This is a genomic window from Kitasatospora papulosa, from assembly GCF_000717245.1.
In the GTDB taxonomy this organism is placed as follows: domain Bacteria; phylum Actinomycetota; class Actinomycetes; order Streptomycetales; family Streptomycetaceae; genus Streptomyces; species Streptomyces papulosus.
Map to the genome: position 1 here is coordinate 1,038,833 of NZ_JNYQ01000001.1, position 24,611 is coordinate 1,063,443.

Annotated in this window: 22 protein-coding genes; 16 read left to right on the plus strand and 6 right to left on the minus strand. The window is 73.7% G+C overall.

Annotated elements, in window-relative coordinates:
* The first annotated feature begins 4 nt into the window (after positions 1 to 4).
* Both IA22_RS0104580 and IA22_RS36755 read left to right on the plus strand, forming a co-directional pair.
* The gene (locus IA22_RS0104580; protein ID WP_030122801.1) at positions 5 to 775 is read left to right on the plus strand and encodes a hypothetical protein; all 771 of its coding nucleotides are present in this window, start codon (positions 5 to 7) and stop codon (positions 773 to 775) included.
* 63 nt (positions 776 to 838) lie between these two features.
* Entirely contained in the window at positions 839 to 1,036 is a 198-nt protein-coding gene (locus tag IA22_RS36755; RefSeq protein WP_014156774.1) for a hypothetical protein, read from the plus strand.
* A 41-nt stretch (positions 1,037 to 1,077) separates the two neighbouring features.
* Here the strand turns inward: IA22_RS36755 and IA22_RS0104590 are convergent, their stop codons facing one another.
* The 5 genes from IA22_RS0104590 to IA22_RS0104610 form a co-directional block, all read right to left on the minus strand.
* Positions 1,078 to 1,446, minus strand: coding sequence for a TraR/DksA family transcriptional regulator (locus tag IA22_RS0104590; protein ID WP_015576812.1), 369 nt, complete (start codon positions 1,444 to 1,446; stop codon positions 1,078 to 1,080).
* Positions 1,447 to 1,526: 80 nt separating this feature from the next.
* Positions 1,527 to 2,027, minus strand: a complete 501-nt coding sequence (gene ybaK, locus IA22_RS0104595) for a Cys-tRNA(Pro) deacylase (RefSeq protein WP_014156776.1) — start codon at positions 2,025 to 2,027, stop codon at positions 1,527 to 1,529.
* 16 nt (positions 2,028 to 2,043) lie between these two features.
* On the minus strand, positions 2,044 to 2,820 hold the full coding sequence (locus IA22_RS0104600) for an LON peptidase substrate-binding domain-containing protein (RefSeq protein WP_030122802.1): 777 nt from the start codon (positions 2,818 to 2,820) through the stop codon (positions 2,044 to 2,046).
* Positions 2,821 to 2,831: 11 nt separating this feature from the next.
* Positions 2,832 to 3,866 carry a hypothetical protein gene (locus IA22_RS0104605; protein ID WP_014156778.1) on the minus strand — a complete coding sequence of 345 codons (1,035 nt, stop codon included), beginning with the start codon at positions 3,864 to 3,866 and terminating at the stop codon, positions 2,832 to 2,834.
* A 222-nt stretch (positions 3,867 to 4,088) separates the two neighbouring features.
* On the minus strand, positions 4,089 to 5,690 hold the full coding sequence (locus tag IA22_RS0104610; protein WP_014156779.1) for a hypothetical protein: 1,602 nt from the start codon (positions 5,688 to 5,690) through the stop codon (positions 4,089 to 4,091).
* A 159-nt stretch (positions 5,691 to 5,849) separates the two neighbouring features.
* Here IA22_RS0104610 and hisD point away from each other — a divergent pair, with 159 nt between their 5' ends.
* From hisD to IA22_RS0104665, 11 genes are all read left to right on the plus strand, one after another.
* Positions 5,850 to 7,172, plus strand: coding sequence for a histidinol dehydrogenase (gene hisD, locus IA22_RS0104615; RefSeq protein WP_015576809.1), 1,323 nt, complete (start codon positions 5,850 to 5,852; stop codon positions 7,170 to 7,172).
* A complete protein-coding gene (locus tag IA22_RS0104620; protein ID WP_015576808.1) occupies positions 7,169 to 8,296 on the plus strand; it encodes a histidinol-phosphate transaminase in 1,128 nt (375 codons plus the stop codon). The genes hisD and IA22_RS0104620 overlap by 4 nt, the downstream gene beginning before the upstream one ends.
* Positions 8,293 to 8,895: an imidazoleglycerol-phosphate dehydratase HisB gene (gene hisB, locus IA22_RS0104625; protein WP_014156782.1), complete on the plus strand. Its 603-nt coding sequence runs from the start codon at positions 8,293 to 8,295 to the stop codon at positions 8,893 to 8,895. Before IA22_RS0104620 ends, hisB begins: the two co-directional genes overlap by 4 nt.
* Positions 8,892 to 9,059, plus strand: a complete 168-nt coding sequence (locus tag IA22_RS37050) for a hypothetical protein (RefSeq protein WP_014156783.1) — start codon at positions 8,892 to 8,894, stop codon at positions 9,057 to 9,059. The genes hisB and IA22_RS37050 overlap by 4 nt, the downstream gene beginning before the upstream one ends.
* Before the next feature lie 7 nt (positions 9,060 to 9,066).
* A complete protein-coding gene (hisH, locus tag IA22_RS0104635) occupies positions 9,067 to 9,708 on the plus strand; it encodes an imidazole glycerol phosphate synthase subunit HisH (protein ID WP_015576807.1) in 642 nt (213 codons plus the stop codon).
* The gene (priA, locus tag IA22_RS0104640; protein ID WP_014156785.1) at positions 9,708 to 10,433 is read left to right on the plus strand and encodes a bifunctional 1-(5-phosphoribosyl)-5-((5-phosphoribosylamino)methylideneamino)imidazole-4-carboxamide isomerase/phosphoribosylanthranilate isomerase PriA; all 726 of its coding nucleotides are present in this window, start codon (positions 9,708 to 9,710) and stop codon (positions 10,431 to 10,433) included. The genes hisH and priA overlap by 1 nt, the downstream gene beginning before the upstream one ends.
* Entirely contained in the window at positions 10,430 to 10,828 is a 399-nt protein-coding gene (locus IA22_RS0104645; RefSeq protein ID WP_015576806.1) for a RidA family protein, read from the plus strand. The genes priA and IA22_RS0104645 overlap by 4 nt, the downstream gene beginning before the upstream one ends.
* Entirely contained in the window at positions 10,825 to 11,580 is a 756-nt protein-coding gene (gene hisF / locus IA22_RS0104650) for an imidazole glycerol phosphate synthase subunit HisF (protein WP_030122803.1), read from the plus strand. The genes IA22_RS0104645 and hisF overlap by 4 nt, the downstream gene beginning before the upstream one ends.
* Before the next feature lie 186 nt (positions 11,581 to 11,766).
* Entirely contained in the window at positions 11,767 to 12,699 is a 933-nt protein-coding gene (bdeA, locus tag IA22_RS0104655; RefSeq protein WP_014156788.1) for a bis(hydroxyethyl) terephthalate hydrolase, read from the plus strand.
* A 213-nt stretch (positions 12,700 to 12,912) separates the two neighbouring features.
* Complete coding sequence (locus IA22_RS0104660) at positions 12,913 to 16,959, plus strand: golvesin C-terminal-like domain-containing protein (protein ID WP_030122804.1); 4,047 nt, start codon at positions 12,913 to 12,915, stop codon at positions 16,957 to 16,959.
* A 21-nt stretch (positions 16,960 to 16,980) separates the two neighbouring features.
* Positions 16,981 to 17,454, plus strand: coding sequence for a hypothetical protein (locus IA22_RS0104665; RefSeq protein WP_030122805.1), 474 nt, complete (start codon positions 16,981 to 16,983; stop codon positions 17,452 to 17,454).
* A 104-nt stretch (positions 17,455 to 17,558) separates the two neighbouring features.
* On the opposite strand, the gene IA22_RS0104670 is transcribed toward IA22_RS0104665, so the two are convergent.
* The gene (locus tag IA22_RS0104670; protein WP_030122806.1) at positions 17,559 to 18,332 is read right to left on the minus strand and encodes an alpha/beta fold hydrolase; all 774 of its coding nucleotides are present in this window, start codon (positions 18,330 to 18,332) and stop codon (positions 17,559 to 17,561) included.
* Between the two features lie 160 nt (positions 18,333 to 18,492).
* On the opposite strand from IA22_RS0104670, the gene IA22_RS0104675 reads away from it, so the two are divergent.
* The 3 genes from IA22_RS0104675 to IA22_RS0104685 all read left to right on the plus strand — a co-directional run bounded on the left by IA22_RS0104675 (position 18,493) and on the right by IA22_RS0104685 (position 24,575).
* Positions 18,493 to 21,300, plus strand: coding sequence for a helix-turn-helix transcriptional regulator (locus IA22_RS0104675; protein WP_386186253.1), 2,808 nt, complete (start codon positions 18,493 to 18,495; stop codon positions 21,298 to 21,300).
* 127 nt (positions 21,301 to 21,427) lie between these two features.
* Entirely contained in the window at positions 21,428 to 22,777 is a 1,350-nt protein-coding gene (locus tag IA22_RS0104680) for a PucR family transcriptional regulator (protein ID WP_014156793.1), read from the plus strand.
* 193 nt (positions 22,778 to 22,970) lie between these two features.
* Positions 22,971 to 24,575 carry a sodium/solute symporter gene (locus IA22_RS0104685; protein ID WP_030122808.1) on the plus strand — a complete coding sequence of 535 codons (1,605 nt, stop codon included), beginning with the start codon at positions 22,971 to 22,973 and terminating at the stop codon, positions 24,573 to 24,575.
* Positions 24,576 to 24,611 lie beyond the last annotated feature (36 nt).

The window sequence follows — 24,611 nt, forward strand, 5'->3', positions numbered from 1 at the left end:
GGCAGTGATCGCGGCGGCCTGGCACGATGGCACCGTGACAGCACCGTTGACGCCGCCGCACCAGCCCCAGCCGAACGACCCGTGGCAGGCACCGCCCTCCGGGTCGCACGTCCTGCCCGGCAAGGACCCGGACGCGCAGGAGCGGCGTACGGAGCTCCTGCAGGGCGCGCTGGTCGCCGTGGTCCTGACGGTCGCGGGAGTCGCCCTCGGGCTCCTCTGGCTCTGGCTGGCGCCGCGCGTACCCCTGGTCTCCGACGACACCGCCGTGTTCCTGAAGAACAGCGAGGGCGAGGAGGCCATCGGTGCCGACGGCACCTTCGTGCTGCTGGCACTCGCCTTCGGACTCGTCTCGGCGGTCGCGGTCTTCCTCCTCCGCCGTCGCGGCGGCATCCCGCTGGTGGTGGGCCTCGCCCTGGGCGGGCTGCTCGGATCCCTGCTGGCGTGGGGGCTCGGCACCTGGCTGGGACCGACGTCCGACGTGGTGGCCCACGCCAAGGAGGTCGGCAAGGGCGTCACCTTCGACGCGCCGCTGAAGCTGCACGCGGTCGGCGCCGCGGTGCTGGCCTGGCCCATCGCGGCGACGGCCGTCCACCTGGGGCTGACGGCCCTGTTCGGGCCGCGCGATCCCGAGCCCGAGTGGATGTCCCCGTACGGCGCTCAGGACGCGGCACCCGGCGGCGCGTCCGGGCAGACGCCCGGTGGCGCCGAGGGCGCGGCGCCCGGCTCCGCCGAGGGGCAGGCGCCCGGGGGCGGCCGGCCGTCGGACGGCTCGTAGCGCTCTCCCGCGGGCCGCTTCCGCTCGGGTGTTTCCGCCCCGGTCGCACGGGCAGGCGGGTGGATGAGCACCGACGAAAGGACCGACATGAGTGCCGGAGAGAAGACCAAGGCCAAGACCGAGCAGATCGTCGGGAAGGCTGTCCGCAAGGTGGCCCACGCGGTGGGTGACGAGACCACGGCGGCCAAGGGTGCGGCGCTGGAGGCCCGGGGCAAGGGCCGCGGTACCAAGGAGAAGGCGAAGGACACCTTCAAGCACTGAGTGCCCGCCGGGAGGCTCCGGCGGGGCGGCCGCGGCCGGGCTCAGCGGCCCGTGCCCGCGGCGCACCGCACACAGGTCGTCGCCGCCGGACGCACCTCCAGGCGGCCCGGCGGGATGGGCTCACGGCACCGCTCGCAGCGGCCGTAGTCGCCCCGCTCCAGCCGCTCCAGCGCCCGGTCCACCTCGGCCAGGTGGTCCCGCGCCCGAGCCAGCAGCGAGGCGGTGTGAGCCCGTTCGAAGGCGGTGCTCGATCCCTCGGGGTCGTGCTCGTCGTCGACCGCCACCAGCGCGTTCGCCTCGACGATCGCGTCGAAGTCACCGTGCAGCGCCGCGATACGGGCCTCCGTGTCGCGGCGTTCCGCGTCCAGCCGTTCGCGGACGGAGATCCGGTCGCCCGGTCCGTCGCCCACGGCCGGGGAGAATGTGTTCACCTCCGTGGCAACGGCCGCGTCCGGGGCCGCATTCCGTGTGCTCCGCGCGCGGGGCTGCGCTAGGCCCGGCCGATCGGGGCCAGGGACGCACCCGTCAGGGCCGCCAGGTCGGCGGGGGAGAGCTCGACCTCCAGGCCGCGCCGGCCCGCCGAGACGCAGATCGTGGCATGGGAACCGGCCGACGCGTCCAGCACCGTACGCAGGCGTCTGCGCTGGCCCAGGGGGGAGATGCCGCCCCTCACGTACCCCGTGGTGCGCTCGGCCGCCGCCGGGTCCGCCATGGCCGCCCGCTTCCCGCCCACCGCCGACGCCAGGGCCTTCAGGTCCAGCGACCCGGCGACCGGGACGACCGCGACGACCAGTTCGCCGTCGACCTCGGCCACCAGGGTCTTGAACACCCGGTCGGCGGAGACCCCGAGCGCCTCGGCCGCCTCCTCGCCGTAGGACGGCGCGGAGGGATCGTGGTCGTACGCGTGCACCGTGAACGCGGTCCCGGCCGTGGTCAGCGCGACCGTGGCCGGGGTACCGCCGGGCTGCTGCTTCCTGGCCTTCTTCGCCACCGGGCAGGTCCTCGGATCAGTTGGGGTGCGTGGGGTCGCGGGTCAGGTCGACCGCGGGCAGCGAGGGCAGGTACCGGATGACGGCGGTCTCCTTGCGCAGGAGCGCCAGCTCCTCGCGCAGCCGGGTCGCGGTGTCCGGGGCCTGGAGCAGCCGCTGCTTCGACGGGATGTCGAGCACGGCGGCGGCGGCCACCAGGTACGAGACGACGGACGGGTCGTCCGGCAGGTCGGCGCCGGTCGTCAGGGAACGCTCGCTCGCCCCCGCGAGGCGTTTCTGGTAGCTGCGGAAGGCGCGCAGCACTCCCTCGGCCAGGGCTCCCGCCTCGTCCTCGGCCGTGTCCTCGCCCTCCACGGCCCCGGGGTCCTCGGGCAGCTCCTCGACCTCGGCGGTCAGGAACGGGCCGCTCGCGTCGACGGAGAGCAGACGGACCCGTGTGGTGCCGGTCGCCAGGACCTCGTAGCTGCCGTCGGCCCGCTCACGGATCTTCGCCGCGTCCGCGACGCAGCCGACCCGGTGGAAGGTCTGGACGGGATCCGGCCCGAAGCCGTCGGCGGGGGCCCGTTCGGCGGGAGGCGCGGAGGCGGCGGTGTCCGGCATCCCGGTCGCCGTCGGGGCGGTCTCGCGGCCGTCGCGGATCGCGACCACCACGAAGCGGCGCGGCTCGTCCTCGTCGATCCGGAGCAGCTCGCGCATCATGGCGCGATACCGCTCCTCGAAGACGTTGAGCGGCAGCACGAGGCCGGGGAACAGCACCGCGTTCAGCGGGAAGAGGGGAAGACGAGCGGTGGTCACAGCGGTCAAGCCTAATGGCCGCGGAGCCCGCCGCGCTCCGGCCTCCCGCACAGGGGCGTGGACGAGGCCACCCGGAGCCGGACGTCGGCCCGTGCGTCGAGGAACGCCCCGAGCGTGTCCCCGGTCACCGACGCCCAGGGGAACGAGGTGGCACAGGTCCCGATCAGCCGGAACTGCTCCAGGGCCTCGGCCGAGCGCCCCCGGGCGGCCAGGACGTAGGCGAGGAGGTTGCGCACCTCCGCCGGCCAGGGGTCACCGGCGGGGAATCCGGCCGAGAGGCCGATCGCGAGGTCGGCGGCCGCGTCGACCCGGTCGACCTGCACGGAGTTCGCCCGCGCCGCGGCCTTCTCGTCGCGCAGCAGGGCGAAGGCCGCGCGGACGGGCAGCGCCTGCACCAGGGAGTCCCGGGCGGCGTCCTCGGCCGCCCGCTCGGCGAAGTCGAAGCACTCGCGATGGGAGCCGTACCACTCGGCCGAGAGGTACCGGAGCGCGGAGACATGGGTGCCGTAGTGGTGGGTACAGCGGCGCACCGCCTGTTCCCACAAGGACTCGAAGACCGTGTGCGGCGCATGCGTGCCGCGGGCGTGGTCGAGCGCGAGCCGCCACGGCACCGGGTCACGCGGGTCGGCCTCCGTCGCCGCCGTGATCAGCGGCCCCACCTCGCGCAGCAGCTCGGAGTGGGCGGGGGACTCCCAGGCGCGGCGCACCGCCAGCGCTGCCTTGACCAGCAGCGCGTCCGGATCCCGCGGAGCGGCGGCCAGCCAGCCGGTGAGCCAGCCGTCGCGGCCGCGTGCGAAGGCGACCAGCCGCGCGAGGGCGCGGTCGCGGGTCTCCCAGTCGGCCGCGTCCCGGGTGGTGGCGAGGAGCTTGGCCGCGGGCTCGTACTCACCCAGGGCCGCCGCCACCAGGGCGGGGGACAGCCACTCGTCGGGGGCGTCGAGCAGCACCGCGTCGTCCGCGGGCAGCCCGGCGGACAGCCCGGGGCCGTACCGGAACGTGCGCGCGGAACTCAGCAGTGCACGGAGGAAAGCCATGGTGCAGACCATTGAAAAGCCCAGGTGGGAGCGGCGCCAGAGGGCCCCTGTGAAGCTTCTGTGGCGAGTGGAAGGGTTGCCCTGGGCGAGGTCAAGAAAGGGCAAAGGAAGCGGTCGGGGCTGGCCCGAATCCGACCTTCCCGTCGCCGGTCCTCGTCCGCCCTGCCGGACCTCGACCGGCCTTTCGGCCGCCGTCCCGGCAGGGATCCGCGCGGACGCGGCGCCCGCCCCGGGTCAGCCGCGCCGCAGGAGCCGCGACGCACCCGCCGCCACCGTCGTGGCCAATATCCACCCCAGCAGCACGAGTGCCGCGGCCGCCCACTGCCAGCCCCCCTCGAGGAGCCAGTACCCGTCCTGCCCGAGATCGATCACCGGCACCAGCAGATCCAGCGCGTACAGCGCCGGATTCCACTGCGGGTGCTCGTCCCCCTTGATCGACTCCGGGCTGTACTGCGAGAAGGCCACCGCACCCGCCGCCCACAGCACCGCCATCCAGACCAAGGCACGGCCGGGCCGGTAGCCGTACGCCACCGCCCAGTCCTGGAGATAGCCCCAGATCCTCCCCGCCGGGGGCAGCGTCTCGCGCCGCCGGCGCTGCTTGGCCAGCAGCACCTCGCGGGCGTCCGCGTCCTCCCCGCAGCTGCGGAGCACGGCCGCGAGCCGCTCGTACGGCTCGGGGACGTACTCCGGGGTCGCGGCCAGCACCCACTCCAGCCGTCTCGACAGCGGGAAGTGGCCGTACGGGACGAGGTTCTCGTAAACGAAGCCGCCCATCGCCAGGCCGCCCGGCCCCGGCCAGCTGGCCGACACGTCGATCAGGGTCACGACCCGCGCGCCGTTCAGTACGACCCGGCCCTCCCGCGGCCGCTCCGCGTTGAACCGCAGCTCCGGGGTGACGATCCGGCGCAGCGACAGCTCCTCGCGGTCGGCGAGCACGAACCGGGCCTTGTGCAGGTCCACCGCGTCACCGAACCGCCCGTCGTCCAGCCGTACCGCGCCCCGGCACTCGAAGACCTGCGCACGGGTCCCGCGTGCCGGGCCGCCGCCGCGCGCGACACCGAACGGGGGAGTGGTGCCCTGGTTCCCCGTGTCGATGCTCACCCAGGCCTCCGTCATGTACAGCGTGCGTTCCACGCTCAGCTGCGGGGCGTTCAGCGCCCGCCGCCCGTCCGTGGCGCGCAGCCGGCTGCCCCGCAGGCTCAGCGAACCGCCGACCTTCGCCCCGCGCATGCTCAGCTCGCCCAGCGTCTCGATCATCTCGGCCTGCAGGTCCTGCGCCACCGACATCCCGTCGCCCACGAAGGCGCGGCCCCGCCGGTCGGGTCCGACGCGGAGCTGGTTGATCAGCAGGTCCGTGCCGATCTGGGCGTCGGTCAGCCGGATCCCGCGATCGACCCGGCAGCGCGGCAGGTGCAGATCGCCCTCCGTGTGCAGCCGGGCCGCGTCCAGCCGGGGCAGCGCGCAGCCCACCATCCGCAGCGTCGTGAAATGACACTCGGGCAGCACCACCTCCTGCTCGAAGCGGCATCCCGTCAGCTCCACGTACGGCGAGACGTGCCCGCCGGCCAGGTCCAGCTTCCCCGTGATCCGGACACCCCGGAGCTTCAGCGCGGCCACCCGCCCCGGCCGCGCCGCCGGCCCGCTGAGCAGCAGCCGCGCCACCGTCCGGGCACCGACGCTCCGCTCCGGGCCCCAGCTGTGCGGGGCGAACGGATCGTCGCGCACCGCGTCGTGCGCGCGCAGATCGTAGGTGGTGCCGTTCCGGAAGGACTGCCACATGCCCAGCTCGGCGGCGCTCAGCCCGTCGGGGATCTCGCCGTCCTGCAGTTCCGTCACCGCGTCACCTCCACACGCGCGGATCACCCCGCGCCCGTACTGTCGTTCTTCCCTCTGTGTGACCGTGCGAAAGCTAACGGTCAGCAGTGACAGCCGGGACATGTATCAGCCAGTGATACGGGCGACCGGGCGCCGGATCCGGTCTGAGAGAATTGCGGTGTGATCTCTCGAATCGATCTGCGCGGCACCGCCCTCCCCGAGGGCGGCGCCCTGCGCGACCTGCTGCCCCGTGCCGAGTTCGACGTGGAAGCCGCCCTGGAGACGGTGCGGCCCATCTGCGAGGACGTACGCCATCGTGGCTCAGCAGCGGTGATCGACTGGGGGGAGAAGTTCGACGGGGTCCGGCTGGACTCGATCCGGGTCCCCGCCGACGCGGTCACCGACGCCCTCGAGGCGCTCGACCCCGCCGTGCGCGCCGCCCTGGAGGAGTCGATCCGCCGCGCCCGCCTCGTCCACCGCGAGCAGCGCCGCGCCACGCACACCACCCAGGTCGTCCCCGGCGGCACGGTCACCGAGAAGTGGGTGCCCGTCGAGCGCGTCGGGCTCTACGTCCCCGGCGGACGCTCGGTCTACCCCTCCTCCGTCGTCATGAACGTCGTCCCCGCGCAGGAGGCCGGCGTCGAGGGCATCGCCGTGGCGTCCCCGCCGCAGAAGGAGTTCGGCGGCCTGCCGCACCCGACGATCCTCGCCGCCTGCGCCCTCCTCGGCGTCGACGAGGTGTACGCCGCCGGCGGCTCCCAGGCCGTCGCGATGTTCGCGTACGGCACCGAGGACTGCCCGCCCGTGAACCTCGTCACCGGGCCCGGCAACATCTACGTCGCCGCCGCCAAGCGTCTCCTCAAGGGCCGCGTCGGCATCGACGCCGAGGCCGGTCCCACCGAGATCGCGATCCTCGCCGACCGCAGCGCCGACCCGGTGCACGTCGCCGCCGACCTGATCAGCCAGGCCGAACACGACCCGATGGCCGCCGCCGTCCTTGTCACCGACTCCGAGGAGCTCGCCGCCGCCACCGAGGCCGAGCTGGCGCCGCAGGTCGCCGCGACCCGCCACGTCACCGACCGGATCGAGCCCGCACTGGCCGGCCGCCAGTCCGCGATCGTCCTGGTCGACGACCTGGAGGACGGCCTCAAGGTGGTCGACGCCTATGCCGCCGAGCACCTGGAGATCCAGACGGAGAACGCCGCCGCCGTCGCCGACCGGGTCCGCAACGCCGGAGCGGTCTTCGTCGGCCCGTGGTCCCCCGTCTCCCTGGGCGACTACTGCGCCGGCTCCAACCACGTCCTGCCCACCGGCGGCTGCGCCTGCCACTCCTCGGGCCTGTCCGTGCAGTCCTTCCTGCGCGGCATCCACATCGTCGACTACACCCGCGACGCGCTCGCCGAAGTCACCCACCACGTGGTGACCCTCGCCGAGGCGGAGGACCTCCCCGCCCACGGCGCCGCGCTCAAGGCCAGGTTCGGCTGGAAGGTTCCGCAAGCGTGACGAACAGCACCACCCCCCCGAACGCGTGGGACGCGCTCCCGATCCGCGACGAACTGCGCGGGCAGTCCCCGTACGGCGCGCCCCAGCTCGACGTACCGGTCCGGCTGAACACCAACGAGAACCCGTACCCGCTGCCCGACGCGCTCGTCGACCGCATCGCCGAGCGGGTCCGCGAGGCCGCCCGCGACCTCAACCGCTACCCCGACCGCGACGCCGTGGAGCTCCGCACGGAGCTCGCCCGCTACCTCACCCGCACCGCCGGGCACGAGGTCACCGCCGCCCACGTGTGGGCGGCCAACGGCTCCAACGAGGTCCTCCAGCAGCTGCTGCAGACCTTCGGCGGTCCCGGGCGCACCGCGATCGGCTTCGAGCCCTCGTACTCGATGCACGCCCTCATCGCCCGCGGCACCGGCACCGGCTGGATCTCCGGACCGCGCAACGAGGACTTCACCATCGACGTGGAGGCCGCGCGGAAGGCCATCGCCGAGCACCGGCCCGAGGTCGTCTTCATCACCTCGCCCAACAACCCCACCGGCACCGCCGTGGACGCCGGGACCGTCCTCGCGCTGTACGACGCCGCCCAGGCGGCCCGGCCCTCGATGGTCGTCGTCGACGAGGCGTACGGCGAGTTCAGCCACCACCCCTCGCTGCTCCCGCTGATCGAGGGCCGCCCCCACCTGGTGCTCTCCCGCACCATGTCGAAGGCGTTCGGCGCCGCCGGCCTGCGCCTCGGCTACCTCGCGGCGGCTCCGGCCGTCGTCGACGCGGTCCAGCTGGTGCGCCTGCCCTACCACCTGTCCTCCGTCACCCAGGCCACCGCGCTCGCCGCCCTGGAGCACACGGATACGCTGCTCGGGTACGTCGCGCAGCTCAAGAGCGAGCGCGACCGGCTGGTCGACGGACTGCGGGAGCTCGGCTTCGCCGTCACCGACTCGGACGCCAACTTCGTCCAGTTCGGCCGCTTCGCCGACAGCCGCACGGCCTGGCAGCAGATCCTCGACCGGGGCGTCCTGGTCCGGGACAACGGCGTACCGGGGTGGCTGCGGGTCTCCGCGGGAACCCCGGCCGAGAACGACGCGTTCCTCGATGCGGTGCGCGAACTGAAGAAGGAGCACGACGCATGACTCGCGAGGCCCGCGTAGGAAGAGTGGAGCGGACCACCAAGGAGACCTCCGTGCTCGTCGAGATCAACCTCGACGGCACCGGCACGGTCGACGTGGCGACCGGGGTCGGCTTCTACGACCACATGCTCGACCAGCTCGGCCGCCACGGCCTCTTCGACCTCACGGTCAAGACCGAGGGCGACCTGCACATCGACTCGCACCACACCATCGAGGACACCGCCCTCGCGCTCGGCGCCGCCTTCAGGCAGGCGCTCGGCGACAAGGTCGGGATCTACCGCTTCGGCAACTGCACCGTCCCGCTGGACGAGTCGCTCGCCCAGGTCACCGTCGACCTCTCCGGCCGCCCCTACCTGGTGCACACCGAGCCGGAGAAGATGGCGCCGATGATCGGCGAGTACGACACGACGATGACCCGGCACATCCTGGAGTCCTTCGTCGCCCAGGCGCAGATCGCCCTGCACGTGCACGTCCCGTACGGGCGCAACGCCCACCACATCGTGGAGTGCCAGTTCAAGGCGCTGGCCCGCGCCCTGCGGTACGCCAGTGAGCACGACCCGCGCGCGGCCGGCATCCTTCCCTCCACGAAGGGCGCCCTGTGACCGGCCTCAACACCGTTCTGATCCTCGTCGGCCTCTTCCTGGCCGGCGGGGTCTACTCCTTCTGGAAGCAGGGCATGCCCAAGGGCGTCGTCGTGCTCCTCGGGATCGGCTCCGTGATGTGCCTGGTGGCGGGCGTCATGCGGATCCAGGGACTCTGGGACTGAGGAATCTGTGAGCGACAAGAAGAAGGTCGTCGTCTTCGACTACGGCTTCGGCAACGTCCGGTCCGCCGAGCGGGCCCTCGCCCATGTCGGCGCGGACGTGGAGATCACCCGCGACTTCGACACCGCGATGAACGCCGACGGGCTGCTCGTCCCCGGCGTCGGGGCCTTCTCGGCCTGCATGGCGGGTCTGAAGAAGGCGCGCGGCGAATGGATCGTCGGCCGCCGGCTGTCCGGCGGCCGGCCCGTCATGGGCATCTGCGTCGGGATGCAGATCCTGTTCGAGCGCGGCATCGAGCACGGCGTCGAGACGGAGGGCCTCGACGAGTGGCCCGGCACCGTCGGACCGCTGAAGGCCGACGTCGTGCCCCACATGGGCTGGAACACCGTCGACTCCCCCGAGGGGTCCCAGCTCTTCGCGGGCCTGGACCCCGAGGCCCGGTACTACTTCGTGCACTCCTACGCGGCGCACGACTGGTCCCTCGAAGTGACCAACGCCAAGATCCGCGCACCCAAGGTCACCTGGGCCACGCACGGAGAACGGTTCGTGGCCGCCGTCGAGAACGGCGCGCTGTGGGCCACCCAGTTCCACCCCGAGAAGTCCGGCGATGCCGGCGCCCAGCTGCTGACCAACTGGATCGAGACGCTGTAATGCCGAAGCTTGAACTGCTCCCCGCCGTAGACGTACGCGACGGACAGGCCGTCCGCCTCGTGCACGGCGAATCCGGCTCCGAGACCTCCTACGGCTCCCCGCTCGAAGCGGCCCTCGCCTGGCAGCGCTCCGGCGCCGAGTGGCTGCACCTCGTCGACCTGGACGCCGCCTTCGGCACCGGCGACAACCGTGCGCTGATCGCCGAGGTGGCCGGCGCCATGGACATCAAGGTCGAGCTCTCCGGCGGCATCCGCGACGACGCGTCGCTCGCCGCGGCCCTCGCCACCGGCTGCCGCCGCGTCAACCTCGGCACCGCCGCCCTGGAGACCCCCGAGTGGGTCGCCAAGGTCATCGCCGAGCACGGCGACAAGATCGCCGTCGGCCTCGACGTCCGGGGCACCACCCTGCGGGGCCGCGGCTGGACCCGCGACGGCGGCGACCTCTACGAGACGCTGGCCCGCCTCGACTCCGAGGGCTGCGCCCGCTACGTCGTGACCGACATCGCCAAGGACGGCACGCTGCAGGGCCCCAACCTGGCCCTCCTGCGGGACGTCTGTGCCGCCACCGACAAGCCGGTCGTCGCCTCCGGCGGCGTCTCCTCGCTCGCGGACCTGCGCGCGATCTCCCTGCTCGTCCCGGAAGGCGTCGAGGGGGCCATCGTTGGCAAGGCGCTGTACGCCGAGGCGTTCACCCTCGAGGAGGCCCTCAAGGCGGTCGCCGCATGACGGACTCCGTACGCCGCGTGTCCTCTGGCGCCCCCTGGGAGGAGAAGTTCGGCTACTCCCGCGCCGTCGAGCTCCCCACCGGCCTCGTCCTCGTCTCCGGCTGCACCTCCGTGGTCGACGGGCAGATCGTGGCGGGCAGCCCGTACGAGCAGGCCGTCGCCGCCTTCCAGGTCGCCTTCGACGCCCTCAAGCAGGTCGGGATCGGCCGCGAGGACGTCGTCCGCACCCGGATGTACATCACGCACGCCCGGGACGTCGACGAGGTGGGCCGCGCCCACAAGGAGCTCTTCGACGACGTCCGCCCCGCCGCCTCCATGATCATCGTGTCCGGCTTCGTCGACCCCTCCCTGGTCGTCGAGGTCGAGGTCGAGGCCTACCGGGCAGGTGGGCGATGACGCTCGCCGTACGGGTCATCCCGTGCCTGGACGTCGACAAGGGCCGCGTCGTCAAGGGCGTCAACTTCCAGAACCTGCGCGACGCGGGCGACCCCGTCGAGATGGCCAAGCTCTACGACGCCGAGGGCGCCGACGAGTTGACGTTCCTCGACATCACCGCCTCCAGCGGTGACCGTGAGACGACGTACGACGTGGTGCGCCGCACCGCCGAGCAGGTCTTCATCCCGCTCACCGTCGGCGGCGGGGTCCGTACCCCCGACGACGTCGACAAGCTGCTGCGCGCCGGGGCCGACAAGGTCGGGGTCAACACCGCGGCCATCGCACGCCCCGAGCTCATCCGCGAGATCGCCGAACGCTTCGGGCGCCAGGTGCTCGTCCTGTCCGTCGACGCCCGGCGGACCCCCGAAGGGGCCTTCGAGGTGACGACCCACGGCGGGCGCAGGGGCACCGGCATCGACGCCGTGGAGTGGGCGCACCGCGCCGCCGAACTCGGCGCGGGTGAGATCCTGCTCAACTCGATGGACGCGGATGGCACGAAGGACGGCTACGACACCGAGATGATCAAGGCGGTGCGGGCCCACGTCACCGTCCCCGTCATCGCCTCCGGTGGCGCCGGCCGGCTCGCGGACTTCCCGCCGGCCATCGACGCCGGCGCCGACGCCGTCCTCGCCGCGTCCGTCTTCCACTTCGGTGACCTGCGGATCTCCGAGGTCAAGGGCGCGCTGCGCGAGACCGGGCACCCTGTTCGCTGACCCCGCCCGGGGACAGCCGTACGGGAAGACCGGCGATCTCGCCGATGCCCGTACGACGGACGTGGCGCAAGAGTGGCGCCGTCAGCAACTGACGGCGCCACCCGCGCGGTGCCCCCCGAAGGTCCCGGACGACGGGCCCCCGGCTGCCGCTGCGTGGTCGTGCCACGACCGAGAGGATCCCCCCTCGTGCAGCAGCACCTCCCCTCCGGCGACATCTCCCCGCGCCGCCACCGGATGTCGAAGAGCCGCTCCCGCACCGTGAAGCTGGGTGTCGCCGCCGCGGCCGCCACCGCCGCGCTGGTCACCGCGCTGATGCCGGGCGCCCAGGCCGCCGACAACCCGTACGAGCGCGGGCCCGCGCCGAGCACGTCGAGCATCGAGGCGAGCCGCGGCCCGTACGCCACGTCCCAGACCTCCGTGTCCTCGCTGAGCGTCCGAGGCTTCGGCGGCGGGACGATCTACTACCCGACGTCCACCTCGGACGGGACGTTCGGTGCGGTGGCCATCTCGCCCGGCTTCACCGCCTACCAGTCGAGCATCGCCTGGCTGGGCCCGCGCCTGGCCTCGCAGGGCTTCGTGGTCTTCACGATCGACACCAACACGACCGCGGACCAGCCGGCCAGCCGTGGCGACCAGTTGCTCGCGGCGCTGGACTACCTCACGGGCAGCAGTTCGGTGCGGAGCAGGATCGACTCCTCGCGCCTCGGTGTGATGGGCCACTCGATGGGCGGCGGCGGCACCCTGGAAGCGGCGAAGGACCGTCCGTCGCTGCAGGCGGCGATCCCGCTGACCGGCTGGAACACGGACAAGACCTGGCCCGAGGTGAAGACGCCGACGCTGGTCATCGGTGCGGACGGTGACACCGTCGCCCCGGTCGCGACGCATTCCGAGCCGTTCTACACCTCGCTGCCGAGCTCGCTGGACAAGGCGTACCTGGAGCTCCGGGGTGCCACCCACTTCACGCCGAACTCGTCGAACACGACGATCGCGAAGTACAGCATCTCGTGGCTGAAGCGGTTCATCGACAACGACACCCGCTACGAGCAGTTCCTCTGCCCGCTGCCGTCGGCCGGCCTCACGATCGCCGAGTACAGGGGCAACTGCCCGCACACCTCCTGACCGCCTACGGCGGGGCGTGATCCCGACCCCGCCCGCCGCGGCCCTCACCGTGCCACCCGGACGTCCGCACACACCTCTCGTGCGCGGGCGTCCTCCCCTGTGAGAAGCGGAGCCGGAGCCCCCGTCCCGCGGTACGTGTGCCGAGAGTGGCGCGAGACGGCCGTGAGCCATCATCTGCGGCGCACACCACGTAGACAACGGGAGGCCGCACGTATGAGAGCCAGGCCGAAGGCGGGCCGTCGGCACCGCGGGAGAGCCGTCCGCACCGCCGTCGTACTCAGCACCGCAGCAGCACTGATCGCCGCGCTCCCCGTGGGAGCGAACGCGGCACCGGAGCCGAAGGCGCCCTCGGGGGCCGCCCAGGGCTGGACCGGCGGAAAGACCGGGTCCGGCGGATCCACGCGGCAGCCGGCCCTGCCGGAGGAACAACGCGCCGCCGTGCTCGGGAAGTCGTACACCACGTCCGACGACCTCGCGTGGAGCACCTCCGGTGACGCCACCGGGTTCCACCTGCTGACCGCCGCACGCGCGGACGGCTACGCCTGGCGCACGGCGGCCACCCTGGCCGAGCCGGGCTTCGAGGCCGACAGCTGGATCGGCAACGTCTGCGTCACCGGCTCCGGCAAGCGTGCCGTGGTCGCGTACGCACCGCGCACGTTCACCAACGACCAGCAGCTCATGTCGCGCGGCGCGTTCACCGCCGTCGTGGAGCTGGCCACGGGGAAGGTCACCAAGCTTCCCTTCCAGGCGTCCCTGGCCTACTTCTCGCCGGGGTGCGGCACGGACGAGACGGCGGTGTTCTCGCAGTTCGCCGACGACCGTTCCGCGCGCAACGAGACCCGGGTCGTCCGGGTGGACGCGGCGACCGGCAAGGCCGCCGAACCCCTGGCGCTGGCGGGCCAGGTGACCTCGGCCGTGCCGTACGGCGACGACGTCGTCGCGGCCGACGGGAACCGGCTCGTCCGGATCGACGGGAAGGGCGCGCGCAGCACCGTCGCCCTCACCCGGCGCATCCCCTTCCAGCTGAAGGCCGACCGTGACGGCGGCCTCGTCTACCTCGACCGGCCCGCGGTTTCGCCCTCGGCGAGGACCAAGGCGGCCGCAGCCGAGGACGGCGCCGTCATGCGGGTCGACGCGACCGCCGTGAAGAGCGGGAAGGGTGCCCCGAGCAAGCTCGCCACCGGCACCCTCGCGAAGATGGACCTCACGTCGAGCGCCGACGGCACCGTGATGGTGACCGGTGAGACCCGGCAGGCCGTCTCCGCCCTGCCCGCGGCCGTGCGCCGTCCGGCGGGCGCGCCCAAGGACGCGCACGCCTCCACCGACGGCAAGGTCCTGGTGACCGCGGCCGGCTGGAGCGGCGACGGCAAGAACCCGGCCCGCGCCGGGGACACCGGTGCCGAGCGCACCGCGATGATCGACCTCAAGGACCTGGGCACCGGGAGGACGGCCGCCCTGGAGACCCGGCCCGGCGGCGCGCCGCACCAGGACGCCGGTCAGAAGCTCTCCCCGTCCCTGGAAGGGGTCGGCAGCACGGCCGCCGGAAAGCGCTCCGCCTCGCTCGCGGCCGCGGGCGACCCGCACAACCCGGTCGAGGCGGAGCGCACCTGCGCCGTCGCCCGCGGCGACGTCCGCCAGCAGGCGTTCCAGCCGACCCCGCGTCAGGTGGAGTGGGCGGTCGACCAGGCGATCAGCAACAACCTGAACAAGCTGGTGAGCCGTCCGGCCAACTGGAAGGACACCGGCGTCGGTTCCTACGCGCCCCAGCAGCTGTTCCCGCTGAAGTCGCTCACCGGCGGCGGCCAGATCCCCGCGCAGGTCATGCTCGGGATCACCGCGCAGGAATCCAACATGTGGCAGGCCACCCGGTACGCCGTACCCGGGGTGACCGCCAACTCCCTGATCGGCAACTACTACGGCACGAAGTACAACTCCGACGGCCAGATCCCCGACCCGTGGGCCATCGACTGGTCCGAGTCGGACTGCGGCTACGGCATCACGCAGGTCACCGACAACATGCGCGCGAGCGACACCGGATGGTCCTCGCTCCAGCAGAAGGCCGTGGCCGTCGACTACACCGCGAACATCGCGGCCGGCGTCAACATCCTGATCGAGAAGTGGAACCAGACCAAGGCCGGCGGCATGACCATCGCCAACGGTGACCCGAAGTACCTGGAGAGCTGGTTCTTCGCGCTGTGGGCGTACAACTCGGGCTTCTACCCCGAGGCCGACGCGAGCAAGAACAAGGGCAAGTGGGGCCTCGGCTTCACCAACAACCCGGCCAACCCGCTGTGGAAGGCCAACCGCACCCCGTTCCTGGAGAACGCGAGCGGCACCGACGACTACTCGCACGCCGCGCACCCGCAGGACTGGCCCTACCAGGAGAAGGTCCTCGGCTGGGCCGCCCGCCCCATCTCGGCCCTCTTCAAGCCCGGTGACATGCAGGCCGGATACCGCCCCGCCTGGTGGACGACCATCGGCGACCGTACGGCGCTGAAGCCGCCGGAGTCGCTGTTCTGCACCAGTGCCAACGAGTGCGACCCCAGCAAGATCGGCCCGAACGACTCCAACGACCCCGGCATGGGCGCCTGCACCCGCAGCGACCTGTACTGCTGGTGGAACAAGTCGATCCCGGCGACCACCTGGAAGAACTGCGCCGCCGGGGTCTGCGGCAACGCGATCCACCGGTTCGACAGCACCTATCCCGAACAGCCGGACGAGAACTCCTACGCGCCACGCTGCTCGGGCGGGGTCCCGAGCGACGCCCTGGTCGTCGACGACGTACCGAGCGGCATCCGGCCGTCCGGGTCGGCCAACCGCTGCCCGTCGGCGGTGTCCTCCGCGGGCAGCTTCGAGTTCACCTTCGCCGATTCGGGCGGCTTCTACCCGGGCAAGATCGACCTGCACCAGATCGGAGCCGGCTACAGCAACCACTTCTGGTTCACCCACAGCCGCAAGACCGGCACCACCGACGCCAACCGCCTCAACACCACGGGCACCTGGAAGCTGGGCAAGGCGCTCAACGGCTGGTCCCGGGTGATGGTGCACATCCCCGACCACGGGGCGCACACCCAGCAGGCCAAGTACGAGATCGACACCGGCTCCGGCTCGTTCACCCGCACCCGGTACGTCAACCAGAAGATCAAGGCCAACACCTGGGTCTCGCTGGGCGTGTACAACATGAGCGGCACACCCCGGGTCCGCCTCGGCAGCCAGACCGCGGACGGGGACGGCAGCGAGGACGTGGCCTGGGACGCGGTGGCCTTCCAGCCGCTGCCGGCCAAGCCGAAGCACATCGTGGCCGTCCTCGGCGACTCCTACACCTCGGGTGAGGGCGCCGGCGACTACAGCCCCGAGTCCGACGCGGACCACGGCACCGACCGCTGGAACGCCTGCCGGCGCAGCGACAACGCCTGGTCCCGGAAGGTCGTCCTGCCGGGCACCTCGACCCCGCTGGGCCAGCTCTCGGACGACTGGAGCTCCACGGCCGAACTCGGCTTCGTGGCCTGCTCGGGGGCGATGACCAGGAACGTCTGGAACAGTCCGTTCGACGCCGGCTCGCAGAGTTTCGGCGAAGGGCAGTTCAAGGAGATCAACCAGGTCAACTCCGGGGTGCTCACCCCGGAGACCACCCTGGTGATGCTCACCCTGGGCGGCAACGACGGCGGCGGGTTCACCAACGCCATGATGGACTGCGCGGGCATCGGGACCAACTGCAACGAGGACCCGAACTTCCTGCCCAAGTACAAGGGCATCGTCGACCAGACGATGATCCCCAACCTGTCCAGCACCCTGAGCGACATCGCGCTCAAGGCGCCGAACGCGCAGATCGTGCTCATGGGCTATCCGGAACTGCTCAGCCGCACGGTCAAGTGCGCCGGTTCGCTCTACTACATGATGCCGGAGGTCGCGGCGCTGGCCGAGCTGGTCAACCACGCCGACTCCCAGCAGGAGAAGCTGGTGGGGCAGCTCAAGACCGGTGGCATGAAGATCGCGTACGCGAACCCGGTCGACGCCTTCGTCGGTCACGCGGGCTGCGACGACCCCGAGTGGATCAACAAGATCGTCATCGGCCCGAACGGCGACGGCGACTTCCATCAGGGTGACCCGGTCACCAAGGTCAGCGGTTCCTGCACGGCGGACTGGCTGCCCGAGGGATGCCTCAGCCGCGAGTCCTTCCACCCGAAGTCCGACGGAACCACGGGATACGCGAACGTGATGAAGTCGAGACTGACCGCACTCGGATATACGGGCTCGTGATGCGGTACGACCGTCGGTGAGATGAGCGAGCACACGGAACACCCTCCGACGGGCCGGCCGGCCGGACGCGCCAAGGCGCGCCGGCCGGCCGGCGCCGTCGTCGTCGTGACGGTCGCCCTGGCGGCGCTGGTCCTGGCCGCCGCGGGCACGCTCCTGTGGTGGCTGGGGGACCGGCTGCCCGAAGGGGCCGACCGCACACGTACGGAGAACCAGCGCCTCCAGGTGGAGGGCCTCGCCCGGCAGCTGGCGGACGCGGTTCGGGACGGGGAACTCACGGACTCGGAGATCGGCCGCGTCGCGCGGGCCGACCCCTGGCGGGTGGACCGGTCCGACGACGGGGCCGTACGCGTCGTGGTCACGACCGTCCCGGCCCTGGCCGACGAACCCGCCTCCTGCACGGAGTTCACCCTCCCGGCCCCGCTGGGGCCCGGCACGGAGGCCGTCCACCACCCGGCGAAGGGGGACTGCCCGGTACGCGACCGAACACCGCCGTGACCGGGGCCCCGCCGGGGACCGCTCCGGTCCCCCGCCGGGTCCCGCCGAGGGGCCGGGCCGCGCCTGCCGCGGTCCGGCCCCTCGCCCGTCGGCGGGCCCGGCCGTCAGCCCCGGGCGAGGAACGAGGCGATGGCCTCGGCGAACCCGGGGTCGCGCACGGCCGTCAGATGGTCTCCCGGCAGCACGGTCAGCTCCGCCCCCGCGATCGCCGAGGCCAGCACCTCCGGGCGGGTCGCCAGGGGGTCGCCCGCACCGGCGAGGACGAGCGTGGGGACCGTGATCCGGTCCAGCGGCAGCGCACCCCGGTGCACGGCCCGTATCTGCGCGGCCAGCGCCAGCCGGTCACCGCCCGCCGTGTCGGCCAGCACCCGGAAGGCCCTGGTCCGCTCGGGTGCGTCCGCCGCGTCCTCGGCGGTGAGGGCGGCCGAGACCAGCTCGGGAGGCATCACCCGGGTGTCCAGCCCGCCCACCTCGACCGCGCCCGCGCCGATCCCCCCGGTCACCAGGCGACTGATCCGGCTGTCCTGCGCCGCGGCCAGGACGGCCACCACGGCGCCCATCGAATAGCCCGCCACGTGCACCTCGTCGGCGCCGATCCGGTCGATCAGCAGACGCACGTCACGGGCCATCAGCGACTCGCCGTAGTGCGTGTCGTCATGGGGCCGGTCCGACGCGCCGTGGCCGCGCGCGTCCAGGGCGTACACCCGGCGTCCCCGCGCCACGAGCGCCTCGACGACCCCCGGGCCCTCCCAGTTCAGCCGGGCGTGCGCGGCGAAGCCGTGGAGCAGTACCACCGGCGGCAGGGCCCCGTCCGGGTTCCGGGACCAGGACCAGTACCGCAGGGTCAAACCGTCGTGTGTACGCAATTCATCAGTCATGCACCGACGTTACGGGCGCCCGCAGCCGAACGGTCCCGTACTGTGCCCCGGCACAGCGCGTACGACGTTCCGTTGGGAGCCCGCACCGCTCCGCGCCGGCCGGGAACCGGAGGCGGACGCGAGCCTTCCGACGCTGTTTACGCGGAAGTAACGTGCGGGTGTGACCCCATCGACGACCGTGCACAGTCCGCTCCGGCTGTACGGACGAAGCGGTGAACTGGCCATCCTGGAAACCCTGTTGGGAAAGCTGCGGACAGGGGACGGCGGAGCCCTCGTGCTGACCGCGCCGCCCGGCCTCGGCCGTACCGCCCTGCTGCGGCAGGCCGCCGCCCACTACCTCCGGGGACACGGCGGCCCCGTGCTGTACGCCTCCGCCGCCCCCACCGAACAGCGACTTCCCTACAGCGGACTCCACGCCCTGCTCTGCTCCGCCCCCGGCCCGCTGCCCCTCGCACCCGACACGGTCCTGAGTTCCGGGATCAGCCCCGGCGCCCTGCTCGGGCTCCTGCGCGCCCTGGGCGCCGAACAGCCCCTGCTGGTCTGCGTGGACGACGCCCACCTCTGGGACCCCGACTCCCGGGCCGCGCTCGGCTTCGCCGCCCGCAGACTGGGCGCGGGCAGCCGCGTCGCGGTGGTGATCGGCGCGGCCGACGAGACGGCCTTCGCCGGGCTGCCCGCCCTGCGCCTCGGCCCGCTGGACGACGACGCGGCGACCGCGCTCCTGGACCGGCTCACCGACGGCGCCGCCGACGTCGACCCCGTCGTGCGCAGCGAACTCCTGCGGGAAGCGGCCGGGAATCCACGTCTGCTGGCCGGGCTCGCGGGGCGGCTCACCCCCGGCCAGCTGGCGGGACGGACCGCGCTGCCGTACCCGCTGCCCGGCGGCGAGAGCGTCCTCGACGCCCACGCCGCCCACCTGGACGGGCTGTCCTGTGACACCCACACCCTGCTCCTGCTGGCCGCGGCGGCGGAGGAGCACGAGCCGGACGGGGCGGGCTCCGACGCGGCCCTGCTGCTGCGGGCGGGGGTCCGCGCCGGACTCTCCGCCTCCCACCTCGACCGGGTGCTCTTCGCGCCGGCCGGCAGCGCGGGGGCACTCCAGCGCGCGGGGAGCCGGGTCCACTTCAGCCACCCGCTGCTGCGCCGCGCGGTCCTGCACCGGGCACCCCCCGGCCGCCGCCGCGCCGTGCACGAACTGCTCGCCGGACTGCTCGGCGGCGGTGAACCGGACCGCGCGCGGCTGCCCGCACTCGTCCAGAAGGCCTGCGCGTCCACCGGGCCGGACGCCGGTCTCGCCGAACAGCTGGAGAGGGCGGCCACCGCCCCGCGCCCGCACGGCGAACGCTCCGCCGCGCTGGCCCGGGCCGCCGCGCTCTCCACGGACGACGCCCTGCGCGCGGCCCGGTTCACCGCCGCCGCCGAACAGGCGCGGCTGGCCGGCGACACCGGCCGGGCCCGCGCCATGCTGGCCCGTGTCGGCCCCCACCTCGCCGAAGGCGCCGCCCCCTACGTGCGCGGCATGCTCGCGCTCCGGGACGGACCCGTCGCCGACGCCCGCGAGGCGCTCCTGGCCGCGGCGGAGCTGCTGGCGCCCCACGACCCGCGCCGCACTCTGGACGCGTTGTTCGGGGCCGCGGAGGCGGCCTGGGCCATGGGGGACGCCATCGCGTACCTGGACGCCATGAACCGCGTCCCCGTCGCCGCGGCCGACCGGCCGACGGCCCAGTACCGCGCCGGGATGTGCGCCGTGCTCGCCGGCCACCCCGACCGGGGCCACGCCCTCCTGCGGTGCTGCCTCGACTCCGCCGCCCGCGCCGAGGACGCGGGCGAGCTCCTGCGGGCAGGTGCCTGTGCCCTGGTGCTCGGCGAGGTCGACGCCGCGTGCCGGGCCGGCGCGCGCGCCCTGGCCGTCGTACGCACCCGGGGGCCCGAGGCGCTGCTGCCGCACGCCCTGGAGCAACTCGCGTACGCCGAGCTGCGCTCCGGGCAGCACGCCAGGGCCCGCGCGCACGCGCTGGAAGGGCTGCACGCGGCCCGCCGTACCGGCCAGCGGAACTCCGCCGCCCATCTGCACGCCGTGCTCGCCCTCGCCGCATCGGTGGAGGGGCCGGCCGAGGCGTGCGCGGCGCACGCCGACGCGGCGCTGACCGGGGCGGGCCCGCACGGCCTGGCGCAGGCGGCCACGCTCGCCACCTGGGCGGTCGCCCGCGCCGACCTGGCGGCCGGCCGGCCCGGAGAGGCCGCGGCCCGGCTCGGTCCGCTGGTCAGGCCGGGCCCGGGGACGGGACACTTCGCCACCCGGATGCTCGCCGTGCCCTGCTACGTCGAGGCGGTGGTGCTCTCCGGGCGCGCACACGAGGCCGGCGGCGAACTCGCCGTCGCCGTTCAGGAGTTCACCCTGTGGACCACACGGACGACCGATCCGCAGGTCCCCGCCCAGCTGGCCCGCTGCCGGGCCCTGCTGGCGCCCGCCGAGGAGGCCGCCGCCCGGTACGAGGAGGCGCTGGCCCACCACGACCGCGCGGGCGGCGACTTCGAACGCGCCCGCACCCGGCTGCTCCAGGGCCAGCTGCTGCGCCGGCTGCGCCGTACCCGTGAGGCCCGCGGTCCGTTGCGGGACGCGCTGGTCGCGTTCGAACGCTGCTCTGCCCGGGCCTGGGCCGGGCGGGCCGCGGGGGAGCTGAGGGCCGCCGGGGAGGCGGTGGACGCGCCGGACCGGAGCGGTCCGGGGCCGCTGGCCGCGCTGACCCCGCAGCAGCAGCGGATCGCCCGCTGTGTCGCCGAGGGCGCCACCAACCGTGAGGTGGCGGTGCGGCTCTCGGTCAGCCCGCGTACCGTCGACCACCACCTCCGCAACGTCTTCGCCGCCCTCGGCGTCCGGTCCCGGACCGAGCTCGCACGGCTGCTGGACCGCGGGGGCGGGGCGAGGTTGCAGGACCGTGATGAGAAGAAGCGCGCAGACCTCTAGGTACCGACCGGGCGGTATGCCATTCTGCGGTCGTCAGGATCGATCGGTGTGCGCCTGCCCAATGCCGGGCCGGGCGCACACCGGGGCCGGCCCCACCGCAGCCGGCCGATTCCCGGTGGAGGCCGCCATGCCGCAGGTCGTACGTTCACGGATCAGGGCGCCGCACGGACCGCCCCCCGTCACCCCGTTGCCGCACCGCGCCCGCTCCCTCGCCGACCGCGAGGCCGTCGCCGTGCTCCACCGGGCGGCCCGGGTGCTCCTGGACAGGCTGCCGGAACTGACGGACCGGCTGGTCGAGGCGCTGCGCGAGCAGGAGCCCACCTACCGCGCCGCGATGGAGGCCGAACCCACCGAGATCTGGCAGGAGGTCCACCACTCGCTGCGGCACAACGTCGCCTCCCTGATCCAGCCCAGGGAATTCCGCGAGGCGGCCCACCGCACCTCCCGGTGGATCGGCGAGAACCGGGCCGAACAGGGCGTACCGCTCGACGCGGTCATGCACGCCTTCCGGATGGGCGGGGCCATGGTCTGGCAGGACCTCGTGGACGACACGGCCCGGCGCCACCCCGAGGACACCCGGCTGCTGGTCCATGTGGCCGCCGACGTCTGGAACTTCGTCGACGAGCACTGCGCCGTGGTGGCGGAGGCGTACCGGCAGGCCGAACGGCGGCTCTCCTGGCGCCGCGAGAACCAGCAGCGCCTGATGACGGCGGCCCTGCTGGACGGCACCGCCCGGATCGCGGACCTGCCGGACGCCGCGGCGGCGCTGGAGCTCCCCGTGCAGGGGCGGTACGCGGTGCTCGCGGTCGCCGGCGCCCGCCGCGCCCCGCACGGCACCGGGCGTCCGCCGCTGAGCCTGGCCGACGGGACTCCCGCCCTCTGGTACACGGCGGGGGACGTGGACCTGGCGATCCTGCCCCTGGGGACGGCTCCGCCCGCGGCCGACGCGGAACCGCCGCGCGACGGCGGCCCGGAGAGCGTCCCGGACCCCGGCGCCGTCGGCTCCCACGGTGAACTCGCCTCGCTCGCGGCCGGTCTGACGGTGCCTCCGGGAGCCCGCGTGGGCGTCAGCTCCGTCGTCGACGGACTCGCCTCCGTCGGTGACGCCCGGCGCCTCGCGGAGACGGCGCTGCGGTCCTGCCCCGCCTCCGGCGGCACCGTCCTGCTCGACGAGCACCTGCCCACCGCCCTCGTCGTGTCCTCGCCCGGTCTCGGAGCCGCGCTCGCCGACCGGGTCCTCGGGCCGCTGGACCGGCTCGACCCCGCCGACCGCGACGTGCTCATCGAGACCCTGACCGCCTGGCTCGACTCGGACGGCTCGGCGCAGCGGGCGGGGGCGAGGCTCTACTGCCACCGCAACACCGTGCTGAACCGGATGCGCCGGTTCGAGCAGCTCACGGGACGCTGCCTGACACGGCCCTCGGACGCGGTCGAGGTGTCCCTGGCCCTGGCGGCGCGACGGCTGCTGGCGGGCTGAGACGCTCCGCCGCCCGGCGGGGGCACGGTGCGCGGCGGCGGTTCCGTTGTGCCGACGCACAGTCCTGCGCCGGGCGGGCTGTACCGGCGCCGCGCCCCGCGCCCGCCCCCTGTGCCGCCGGCGCCCCGGCTGCTGCCATGGCGCGCATGTCCTCAGCTGCCCCTTGCGGAGCCGTACCGGCGGAGCGAACCCGGTGAGCGGCGCGATCGACGCCCGGTCCCTGGCCGTGGTCATCTTCCTCGGCTTCGTCGCCGTCTCCCTGCTGCTGTGCGGGCTCGCGGCCGCCGACCAGGACGATCCCGAGCACTTCTACGCGGGAGGCGCGTCCCTCGGCCCCGTCGGAGCCGGACTGGCCATCGCCGGGGACTACGTCTCCGCCGCCACGCTGCTCTCCACCACCGGATCCGTGGCGCTCGCCGGATTCGACGGGCTGCTGTTCGCCCTGGCGACGGTCGCCTCACTGGCCCTGGTGATGCGCCTGTTCGCCGAACGCCTGCGCCGGAAAGGCGTGTTCACCCTGGGCGACTTCCTCGCCGACCGGCTCGGTGACCCCCGGGTGCGCCGCGCGCTCGGCGTGGCCACCCTCGTCGTGCTGGCCCCGCTGCTGCTCGTCCAGCTCACCACCGCCGGGCGTGTCATGAGCTCCATGTTCGGGCTCCCCGACGGAGCGCTCACCGGCTGCACCGTGGCCTGCGGCGCCCTGATGGTCTGCTACTCGGCGTTCGGCGGGATGCGCGGCACCGGCTACATCCAGATCCTCAAGGTGGCCGTCGTCCTGGGCGCGGTCACGCTGCTCGCGGGACTCGTCCTGGCCCGCTTCGACTGGTCCCCGTCCGCCCTCTTCGACGCCGCCCGGGCCGGCAGCAAGGCGGGCGGCGACTACGCGCGCCCCGGGCTGCAGTTCGGCCACGGACCGGCCGGCACGCTCGACCTCGTCGGGTTCCAGGCCACCCTCCTGCTGGGCGCCGCCTGCATGCCGCACATCATGATGCGGCTCCATCCCGTCCGCGACGCCCGGACCGCGCGCCGGGCGGGCGTCTGGGCCGTCGGCCCCGTCGCCCTGCTGTGCGCCGGCATCGTCGTCGTCGGACTCGGCGCCGCCGCGCTGGTGGGCCGGGACCTGCTGCACGCCGCGGACCCGGCGGGCGGCACCTCCCTGCTGATGGTGACCAGCGCCCTCGACCCCGGTGCGGCGGGCCCACGGGACAGCCCCCTGTTCGCGCTCGTGGCCTGCGCCGCGTTCGCCACCACCCTGGCCGCGGTCGCCGGGATCACCCTGGCCGCGGCCTCGTCCCTGGCACGGGACTTCACCGCGACGTCGGGAGCCCAGGGCGAGGGCAGGGCCTCCTCCAGGGAGATCAGGCGGGCGCGCCTGGCCGTCGCCGGGATCGGGGCGCTCGCCGTGCTCCTCTCGGCGTACACCCACGACCGCAACCCGCAGGTGCTGCTCTCCCTCTCGTTCGCGGCGGCCGCCTCCGTCCTGCCGCCCGTCCTGCTGTACGCCCTGTTCCGGCCGGGCTTCGACGCCCGCGGGGTGCGGTGGACCGTGTACGGGACGCTGCCGCTGATCGGCGTCCTGATGGTCCTGTCACCGGCGTTCTCCGGCACGCCCGTCGCGCTCTTCCCGGAGTGGGACTTCGACGTCTTCCCCCTGCAGACCCCGGGCCTGGTCACGATCCCGGCGGGATTCCTCCTGGGACTGCTGGGGTCGCGGCGGGGCCCCGGGCCCGCGGCCCCCGGCGAGCGCCACCGTCACCGCGCCCGCTGGACGCCCTCCCGCGCACGGAGCGACGCCTGAGCGGGAGGGCGGGGGCCCCGGTGCGGGAGCGCCCGG